Origin of the sequence: Bartonella sp. PS7NMGDW (genome assembly GCF_042193585.1) — a bacterium.
Lineage (GTDB): Bacteria > Pseudomonadota > Alphaproteobacteria > Rhizobiales > Rhizobiaceae > Bartonella > Bartonella grahamii.
On the sequence record NZ_JBHILX010000093.1, the window covers coordinates 1 to 949 of the forward strand.

A 949-nucleotide genomic window follows, 5' to 3' on the forward strand; every position below is an offset into this window, starting at 1 on the left:
AATCATAAAGAAGTTTAAGAAGAAAAAACAACTTCAAAATGTCCTTCAAGCGTTTTAACTTCTTTCGGATTAACAATAATCTTGATATCGTTTCCCAATTTTGCCAAACACTCAAGCATTTTCATTTCACTAATTCCTCGAAATTCTCCACTTAAGAGTTTAGACAGTTTTGGTTGAGTCATTTTCAAAAGTTGACTAGCCTGTTTTTGTGTTAAGTTCTTTTCTTTCAGAATTTGACTAATCTTATGAGCAAGTTGCGCTTTGATAAGCATCTCTCTGGAATCTGAAAAGCCAAGATCCGCATAAACATTGGAACTACCGTGAAAAACATTGATCATTTTAATTCCCTTCTAATTGTTCTGCTAACTTGAGACGTTCTTTAATCAGATTAATGTCTGGTTTTGGTGTTGCAATGCCACGGGTCGATTTTTTCTGAAAACAATGCAACACATAAAGAGATTTTTTATATTGTATCGTATAAACAGCGCGATAAGTTCCTTGAATATCGCGTTCAATAATTTCTAGAACATTGGCAGATCCAAACCCCTTGAGAGCCTTAACATTTTCTCCTCTATCTCCTATCTGAGCAAGATAAAGAGCATAACCAATCCTTTGTTGAATAAGATCAGGAAGACTTTTTATATCTTTGAGTGAAGAACCAAGCCATAATGATACGTTTTATTTTACTCATGATTATTAATATATCCATGTGGGTATATTTTCAAATGTTTATTTTAATTTTGTGATTTTTTAATAACTATTATTAATAAAATTGACTTGATAAAAATGGTAACAAAAAACCATAATTGTTTATTTATCTTATGAAAAGCTGCTTTGTAAAAACCAACGCTTCCAAATGTAAAAAGAACGTTTTTTGCAGATATTTATTGAATATGCATTTGCTTTTGATTGGATTGATAAAGCTACCGAGCATTTTGATTTGTTTGAT

Annotated in this window: 2 protein-coding genes; both read right to left on the minus strand. The window is 31.1% G+C overall.

What is annotated here, in order from left to right:
• Nucleotides 1-14 precede the first annotated feature (14 nt).
• Nucleotides 15-338 carry a helix-turn-helix domain-containing protein gene (locus ACFIKJ_RS09450; RefSeq protein WP_015856199.1) on the minus strand — a complete coding sequence of 108 codons (324 nt, stop codon included), beginning with the start codon at nucleotides 336-338 and terminating at the stop codon, nucleotides 15-17.
• Nucleotide 339: 1 nt separating this feature from the next.
• Nucleotides 340-642, minus strand: a complete 303-nt coding sequence (locus tag ACFIKJ_RS09455) for a type II toxin-antitoxin system RelE/ParE family toxin (RefSeq protein ID WP_375670559.1) — start codon at nucleotides 640-642, stop codon at nucleotides 340-342.
• Nucleotides 643-949: the final 307 nt, after the last annotated feature.